Genomic DNA, 7,837 nt, shown 5'->3' with positions numbered 1-7,837 from the left:
TCTGTGGACCAGCCCCACCGGCGTCCACTTCCGACGCGGCCCCACCGGCACCGTCATGCTCCCCATCCCCAACTCGTTGGTCGAGCCTGTCGAGACCCCCGCACCCTGACGCCCCGCTGAACCCACACCCCGCCCGTGACCGCGACCCGGTCCCGGGCTCGAGGTGCCTAGGGTGCCGCTGAGTCAGCCTCGCGTCAGCAGACGTCGCAGGGGCGGGACGACGGCGTGCCGGGCGCTGGTGGGGGCGCTCCAGACCCCGTGGCCCGCGACGTCCCAGCTGGCGAGGAGGGAGTCGGCGGCGAGCAGGCCGGTGGTGGCGGCGCGCTCCATGAGGGCGACGGGCAGGTGGCAGCGGACGCCGTCGCCGGCGAGCACGACGCGCGCGTCGGGGGTGACGACGCCGGGGCGGGTGGCCCAGGGGTCGGTGCCGGCGAGGGGGCAGTCCTCGCGCACCAGCCACTCCTCGTGCAGCACGCGGGCATCGGCGAGCTCGGGGTGCAGGGCGAGGGTCTCGGCCCACAGCTGCTCACGGAGGACCTCGTCGGGGGTGCCGTCGGGCACCGCGTAGGCGTGCATCTCGACGACGCTGCCGCCGGTGCGGCGCGCCCAGTCGGCGGCGCCGTCCTCGAGCTGCTCGAAGAAGGACAGGTTGTCGAGCGGGCCGTAGCCGCTGGTGCCGAGGAACGGCGCGGCCTGCGAGGACGGACGACGGTCCAGCCAGCGGCGCCACACGGCGAAGGACGGCGCGGCCTGCAGCCCGGAGAGCCGCTCGCGCCAGGCGGCGTCCCCGAGCCAGGGGGCGTCGCCGACGAGGTGCTGCAGGGGGCGGCGGTCGGTGGCGAGGACGACGGCGTCGGCCTCGTAGGCGCCGCCGGCCGACTCCACGACGACGCCGTCGCCGTGCTCGCGCAGCGCGGTGACCGGCTCGTCGAGGCGCAGCTCGACGCCGAGGCCGCGCAGATGGGCGGCGAGCGGCTGCCACAGCGCGGTGTCGAAGTCGTCGACCGGCACGTCGAAGAGCAGCCCCTCGGCGGAGCCGAGGAAGTAGGTGTGGAACATCGCGACGAGCTCGCCGCCGGAGAAGTCCCGGGGGTCGGCGAAGAAGCTGCGGGCGAAGACCTCCAGGGCGAGGTGGCGCGCCTGGTCGGGGAAGCCGAGCCGGTCGAGGACGTCGGCGGCCGAGACCCCGTCGTGCTCGGTGAAGGTGCGCGGGAAGTCGACGTCGAGCAGCGCGAGGGCCCGCTCGACGTCGACGCCGGCGAGGTCGCGCCAGCGGAAGGAGGGCGAGCGGGCGACGAAGCCGATGATGCTCCACGGCGGCGTGCGCGGGATGTTCGTGAAGGAGTCGACCGGGCCGCCCTTGAGGCGCAGCGGGTAGTCCTCGACCGGCCGCAGCCGCGAGAGGTCGGGATCGGTGCGGCGCAGCAGCCCGCGCAGGTTGTAGTACTGGCGGAAGAAGGCGTGGAAGCCGCGGCTCATCACCTGCTCCTCGCCGTCGACCTCCACCGGCCAGGCCGCCACGCGGCCGCCGAGCCGCGAGGTCGACTCCAGCAGGGTGACGCCGACGCCGCGCTCGGCCAGCGCCGTGGCCGCGGCGAGGCCGGCGATGCCGCCGCCGACGACGACCACCCGGTGCCGGGCCTCGTCGGAGCGCCGGGAGGCGGGAGCGGGCGGGTGCCACTCCGCGCGGGGGTCGCGGCCGGGCCGCCAGGGGCTCCTCACCGGCGTCGACCGCGCCAGGTGTGCACCTGACCGCGCTGCCAGCCCGACGCCGAGCGCGACTCGACGTCCTCGAAGCCCGCGACGACCATCCGGTCGGCGAGGCGCTGCACGCCGTCGAAGTCGAGCACGCTGCGCCACAGGTAGCGGTAGATGGGGCTGCGCGGCGCGGTGAGGCGTCCGAGCGGGATGACCACGCCCCAGCAGACCGCATGCCAGCTCAGCCGGGCGATCAGGCTGTCGCGGACGCTGTAGTCGTGGACGACGAGCACGCCGTCGCGCCGCAGCACCCCGTGGATCTGCTCGAGGAGCCGGTCGCGGGCGGCGACGTTGCGCAGCAGGTAGGCGGCGAAGACGCCGTCGGCCTCGGCGAGGTCGTCGCGGCCGAGGGTCTCGGCGTCGGCCTGGCGGAACGAGACGGTGGCCGGCCAGCGCTTGCGGCGCGCGGCGGCGAGCATGCCCGCCGAGCCGTCGACGCCGACGACGTCGGCCTCGCGTCCGGCCGCCTTGAGGGCATGGACGATCGCCGCGGTGGAGGCGCCCGAGCCGCACCCGAGGTCGAGCACCACCGGACGACGGCCCGGGGTGTCGGGGAGCGCCTCGACGAGCGCGGCGGCCGAGGCCCGCAGCTGGGCGTGGTAGCCGGGGCTGAGCCGCACCATGAGGTCGTAGGTGCCTGCGACGTCGTCGAAGGCCTCCGGCACGACGGCGCCGCGCACGCGGGGTCGGGCGGGGGCGGGGCTGCTGGTCACGGGTTCTCCTCGTTCCTGCCGTTGCGGACCCACAGCGCCATCGCGAGGGTCACCATCCCGAAGCCGAAGGCGAAGTCCTCGATCGGGATGTCCCAGGGTGCGCGCACCCCGGTCATGTCGGACTCGGCGTAGAGCACGATCGGGTCCGAGAGCTTGGTGAGCCAGCCGTCCACGGGGATCTGGAAGCCGAGCACGATCACCATCGCCAGCCAGTAGCGCCAGGTGCGCAGGATGCCGGTGCGCCACCACAGCAGCTCGGCGACCAGCACGAGCACCACCGAGGCGAGCGCGGTGGCGGTGTAGAGGCCCATCAGCGCACGCCCTGCGGGAGCTCGCGCAGCACCCGACGCCACGGCTCGCCGGCCCGCAGCCGGCCGAGTGCATGCAGCACCGAGCCGACCGCCTCCAGCGTCAGCAGCCCGCAGATCGGGATGACGATGAAGAAGACGACCTCCTCGAGCGGGATCCGCAGCGGCAGCAGGATGCCCGTGGTGTAGCGCTCGCTGTAGTCCCACGAGCCGCGCGCGATCATCGCGGCGTCCCAGAGCGAGTAGAGGACCACCAGCGGGAGGAGCGTGCGCAGGAGTCGTCCGGGCCTCCGCCACACCCGGGCCCCGAGCAGCAGCTCGAGGGGCAGGGTGATCGCCAGGCAGCCGGCCATCAGCCAGAGGTACTGGCCCTGGTCCACGTGGTGTCCTCCTGGGCGACGTGGGCGGGTCTCGGCGAGCCTACGGGGGGCCTGGGCGGGTCGGTTCACCCCTGCGAGTCGAGACCTGCGAGCTCAGCAGCGCCCCGGCGGAGTCGAGCATCGGCCGGGCCAGCCGCTCGGCGCCGAGGTCGAGCACGTGGAGTCCGGTGGCGACGCGCTCGAGGTAGGCCCAGTCGGCCACGCGGGCGGGGTCGAGGTCGAGCCGGGCGCTGACCCGCCGCACCCGGGCGGCCTGCACCGCGGCGGCGTCGGCGCCCAGGAGGCCGGCCGAGCCGCCGCGCAGCAGCACGCCTGCGTCGGAGGCGGGCTCGGCGAGCACGTCGTCGGGGTCGACCAGCACCCAGCCGCGGCCGTCGAGGGCACGCAGGAGGTTGCCCGGATGAGGATCGCCGTGGACGCGCACGAGGTGCGTCGGCGCCGCCAGCCGTTCGGCGGCGGCCAGAGCGGCCTCGCGCACCGCCGGCGGGAGCGGACGGCCGAGCCGGTCGTCGAGCCCGGCGAGGTACGCCGCCCGCCTGCGCGGGTGCGCACCGCCGTCAGCGCCCTCGGGAGCCGGCAGCCAGGCGGTGCGCAGCACGTCGGCGACGACGTCGAGCCGGACCTCGGGGTCGCCCGGGGTGCGCTCGAGCGCCTCGCCGGCGTGCTCGATCACGAGGGCTCCCGTGCGGTCGTCGCGCGCGAGGAGCCGCACGTAGCCGCAGCCGTCGGCGTCGGCGAGGAGCCGCGCCTCCGGACCGAGGTCGACGTCGGGCACGGGCACCTTCAGCACGCAGGTGGTGCCGTCGGGCCGCTCGGCGAGCACGACGTGGGAGGTGCTGCCGCCGGGCAGCCCCCGCCGGACGACGACGTCGAGCCGCCGCTCCAGACCGGCGAGGCGCTCGGCGAGGCCGGCCTCCCAGGCAGCGCCCCGCTCGCCCAGCCGGGCCAGGGTGAGCCGCACCAGGGGCTGCAGGCGCAGGGTCGGGTCGGGCGTGGACGAGCGGCTCACGGCAGGACGTCGACGTCGCGGCCGGTGGCCAGGTCCCCGCACTCGACGGCGAGCGCACCCGCGGACTCCAGGTGCGCGCGGGCGCCGCGGTCGCCGACGGCGCCGTGGGCGACGGCGTCCCAGTGCGCGCGGCCGAGCACCACCGGATGGCCCGGGCGACCCTCGAAGACGGCGCGGGCCAGCGCCTGCGGCCCGTCGGCGTGCGCATGCAGCCGGGCGACGACGGCGGCGTCGACGTCCGGGGTGTCGACGAGGGTGACGACGACGGCCTCGATCGTCGCGTCGGCGGCCAGCGCCGTCAGGCCGGCCCGCAGCGAGGCCCCCATGCCCTCGGACCAGTCGTAGGCCACGACCACCTCGACGCCCTCGGGCACGCGCTCGCGCGCCTGCTCGGCGGCCGCGCCGAGCACGACGACGACCGGCGCGCAGCCGCCCTCGCGCAGGGCTGCGACGGCCCGCGGCAGCCAGTCCTCGACGAGCGCCTTCGGGGTGCCGAGGCGACGCCCGGCCCCTGCGGCGAGCAGCAGTCCCGCGACGACCACCGGCTCAGCCTCCGAAGGCCTGGGCGTAGAGGCCGGTGAGCGCGGTGGTGCGCGGGCCGCTGTAGCCGCAGACCATCAGACCCAGCGTCGGGCCCTGCCCGGCCAGCAGGTAGCGCTGGCCGACGGCGAGGTCGGTGACCGAGAGCAGCTCGGCCAGGCGCGCGGAGGGCACCTGCACCTTCACGGTCGTCAGCTCCGGGTCGCCGGCGTAGACCTTCTCGACGGCCACGGTGGCCACGCCGTCCTCGATCGCGGTGACGGTGCCGTCGACGGCCACGGCGGCCTGGCCGAGCAGCGCGGGCCGCGGGACGCCGCAGCGGGCGATGCCGGCACCGCCGCCGGCGGTGAGGGTGACGCTCGCACCGGGGGCCTCGCTCGCCGCGGGCGTGCGGCTGCCGCCCGCCGACGGGACGCTGCCGTCGGTGCTGCCGTCGTCGCCGCCCCGGGTCAGGGCGATGCCGCTCGCGGTGAGCACGACGACGGCTGCGGCCACGGCGCTGAGCAGGCGCAGGCGTCGACTGCGCACGGGGCCGGTGTCGGGAGTGGTCATGACGTCCTCCAGCTGTCGGGCCGTCCGCGCGGGATCGGCCGGGGGCAGGTCGGCGGCGGGGTCGAGCCGCGCGAGCGCGTCGCGCAGGTCGTCGTCGTGCCGGTCGTCGTGCTGGTCAGGCATCTCCCCCACCTCCTGCCCCCTCATGTCCGGCGGCGGCGCGATCCTGTCGCCCGCTCGCGAGGGCGTCGCGCAGGGCTGCCCGCGCGCGGGTCAGCCGCAGGCTGACGGCGTTCGGCGTGGTGTCGAGGACGAGCGCGATCTCGCGCGGCTCCAGCCGCTCCCACGCCCACAGCCGCACGACCTCGGCCTGCGCCTCGGGCAGGGCGGCCAGGGCGGTGGCCAGCGCGGCGTCCTGGCCGTCGACGTTGGCCTCGCCCGGGCCCGGCGCCGAGGCGCGCGGCGGGTCGAGGGTGGCGACGCGGGCGGCCACCCGGGTCTGGCGGCGACGCCCGCGCTCGGCGTTGGCGAGGGCGTTACGGGCCACGCCGAGGGCCCAGGGGACGTCGTCGGGCTCGGGCGGCACGGCGTCCAGGCGCCGCCAGCAGACGAGGAGCACCTCGCCGAGCACGTCGTCGGCGGTGGCGGGGTCGGTGCGTCGGGCCAGGTAGCGGCGCACGGGCTCGAGCACCCGGCCCACCAGGGCCTCGCACCGCTGCTGCCGCTCGTCCACGACCCCACCCTCGCACGTCGCGGGGATCGGCCCCGGAACGGCACTCGGCCCCGGCGCTGCTGCGCCGGGGCCGAGTGGTGGTGCGGGTGCCGTGTGAGTGCGGCGGCGGGACTCAGAAGTCCATGCCGCCCATGCCACCGTCGCCACCGGGCATCGGGGCGGCCTTCTCGGGCTTGTCGGCCACGACGGCCTCGGTGGTGAGGAAGAGCGCCGCGATGGAGGCGGCGTTCTGCAGCGCGCTGCGGGTGACCTTGGCGGGGTCGATGATGCCCGAGGCGATCAGGTCGACGTACTCGCCGGTGGCGGCGTTGAGGCCGTGACCCGTCGGGAGCGAGCGCACCTTCTCCGCCACGACGCCGCCCTCGAGGCCGGCGTTGATGGCGATCTGCTTGAGCGGGGCCTCGATGGCGACCTTGACGATGTTCGCGCCGGTGGCCTCGTCGCCGGTGAGCTCGAGCTTCTCGAACGCGGTGGCGCCGGCCTGGACCAGGGCCACGCCGCCGCCGGCGACGATGCCCTCCTCGACCGCGGCCTTGGCGTTGCGGACGGCGTCCTCGATGCGGTGCTTGCGCTCCTTGAGCTCTACCTCGGTGGCCGCGCCGACCTTGATGACGGCCACGCCGCCGGCCAGCTTGGCGAGGCGCTCCTGGAGCTTCTCGCGGTCGTAGTCGGAGTCCGACTTCTCGATCTCGGCGCGGATCTGGTTGACCCGGCCCTCGATCTGGGCCTGGTCGCCGGCGCCCTCGACGATGGTGGTCTCGTCCTTGGTGATGACGACCTTGCGGGCCTGGCCGAGCAGCTCGAGTCCGGTGGTCTCGAGCTTGAGGCCCACCTCCTCGGAGATGACCTGGCCGCCGGTGAGGATCGCGATGTCCTGCAGCATGGCCTTGCGGCGGTCGCCGAAGCCGGGGGCCTTGACGGCGACGGACTTGAAGGTGCCGCGGATCTTGTTGACGACCAGCGTAGAGAGGGCCTCGCCGTCGGTGTCCTCGGCGAGGATCAGCAGCGGCTTGCCCGACTGCATGACCTTCTCGAGGATCGGCAGCAGGTCCTTGACGTTGGAGACCTTCTGGTTGGCGATGAGGATGTAGGCGTCCTCGAGGACGGCCTCCATGCGCTCGGGGTCGGTGACGAAGTAGGCCGAGATGTAGCCCTTGTCGAACCGCATGCCCTCGGTGAGCTCGAGGTCGAGGCCGAAGGTGTTCGACTCCTCGACCGTGATGACGCCCTCCTTGCCGACCTTGTCCATCGCCTCGGCGATGATCTCGCCGACGGTGGTGTCGGCGGCCGAGATGGACGCGGTGGAGGCGATCTGCTCCTTGGTCTCGACGTCCTTGGCCTGGTTGGCCAGGTTCTCCGAGACGGCGGCCACGGCGGCCTCGATGCCGCGCTTGAGGCCCATCGGGTTGGCGCCGGCGGCGACGTTGCGCAGGCCCTCGCGGACCAGCGCCTGCGCGAGCACGGTGGCGGTGGTGGTGCCGTCGCCCGCGACGTCGTCGGTCTTCTTCGCGACCTCCTTGACGAGCTCGGCGCCGATCTTCTCGTAGGGGTCCTCGAGCTCGATCTCCTTGGCGATGCTCACACCATCGTTGGTGATGGTGGGCGCGCCCCACTTCTTCTCGAGGACGACGTTGCGGCCCTTGGGGCCGAGGGTGACCTTGACGGCGTCGGCGAGCGTGTTCATGCCACGCTCCAGACCGCGCCGGGCCTCCTCGTTGAAAGCAATCAGCTTCGGCATGGCTCCTGCGGTTCCTCACGCTTGGAGTTCTGGGACCGGCTCGACGGGCTGCCCGCGACGGACGGCTCCCCGCGGCCCGGCGAACCCTGTCTCGCCGACGCGGAGGGCCTCAGCTGGCGACGCTCCGGTGGTGGCACTCTCAGACTGAGAGTGCCAGCGTCATGTT

9 protein-coding genes are annotated in these 7,837 nt (G+C 74.9%); all 9 read right to left on the bottom strand.

The annotated features are described in order from the left end of the window. Positions 1-183 precede the first annotated feature (183 nt). Positions 184-1,722: an FAD-dependent oxidoreductase gene (locus ACZDWJ_RS16875; RefSeq protein WP_463522812.1), complete on the bottom strand. Its 1,539-nt coding sequence runs from the start codon at positions 1,720-1,722 to the stop codon at positions 184-186. Next, positions 1,719-2,471 carry a class I SAM-dependent methyltransferase gene (locus ACZDWJ_RS16870; protein ID WP_463522810.1) on the bottom strand — a complete coding sequence of 251 codons (753 nt, stop codon included), beginning with the start codon at positions 2,469-2,471 and terminating at the stop codon, positions 1,719-1,721. The genes ACZDWJ_RS16875 and ACZDWJ_RS16870 overlap by 4 nt, the downstream gene beginning before the upstream one ends. After that, complete coding sequence (locus ACZDWJ_RS16865; protein ID WP_463522808.1) at positions 2,468-2,782, bottom strand: lycopene cyclase domain-containing protein; 315 nt, start codon at positions 2,780-2,782, stop codon at positions 2,468-2,470. Before ACZDWJ_RS16865 ends, ACZDWJ_RS16870 begins: the two co-directional genes overlap by 4 nt. Beyond that, positions 2,782-3,159, bottom strand: coding sequence for a lycopene cyclase domain-containing protein (locus ACZDWJ_RS16860; protein ID WP_463522806.1), 378 nt, complete (start codon positions 3,157-3,159; stop codon positions 2,782-2,784). Before ACZDWJ_RS16860 ends, ACZDWJ_RS16865 begins: the two co-directional genes overlap by 1 nt. A 40-nt stretch (positions 3,160-3,199) precedes the next feature. After that, complete coding sequence (locus tag ACZDWJ_RS16855) at positions 3,200-4,168, bottom strand: aminoglycoside phosphotransferase family protein (RefSeq protein ID WP_463522804.1); 969 nt, start codon at positions 4,166-4,168, stop codon at positions 3,200-3,202. After that, on the bottom strand, positions 4,165-4,710 hold the full coding sequence (locus ACZDWJ_RS16850; RefSeq protein WP_463522802.1) for a nucleotidyltransferase family protein: 546 nt from the start codon (positions 4,708-4,710) through the stop codon (positions 4,165-4,167). Before ACZDWJ_RS16850 ends, ACZDWJ_RS16855 begins: the two co-directional genes overlap by 4 nt. Positions 4,711-4,714: 4 nt before the next feature. Then, positions 4,715-5,383, bottom strand: coding sequence for a hypothetical protein (locus ACZDWJ_RS16845; protein WP_463522800.1), 669 nt, complete (start codon positions 5,381-5,383; stop codon positions 4,715-4,717). After that, positions 5,376-5,933 (bottom strand): RNA polymerase sigma factor, encoded by a 558-nt coding sequence (locus tag ACZDWJ_RS16840; protein ID WP_463522798.1) that lies wholly within the window; start codon positions 5,931-5,933, stop codon positions 5,376-5,378. The genes ACZDWJ_RS16845 and ACZDWJ_RS16840 overlap by 8 nt, the downstream gene beginning before the upstream one ends. Before the next feature lie 112 nt (positions 5,934-6,045). Beyond that, a complete protein-coding gene (gene groL, locus ACZDWJ_RS16835) occupies positions 6,046-7,671 on the bottom strand; it encodes a chaperonin GroEL (protein ID WP_463522796.1) in 1,626 nt (541 codons plus the stop codon). Between the last annotated feature and the right edge of the window lie 166 nt (positions 7,672-7,837).

This window comes from Nocardioides sp. B129/18 (assembly GCF_055282735.1).
This window is presented reverse-complemented; position numbering and strand designations above follow the sequence as displayed.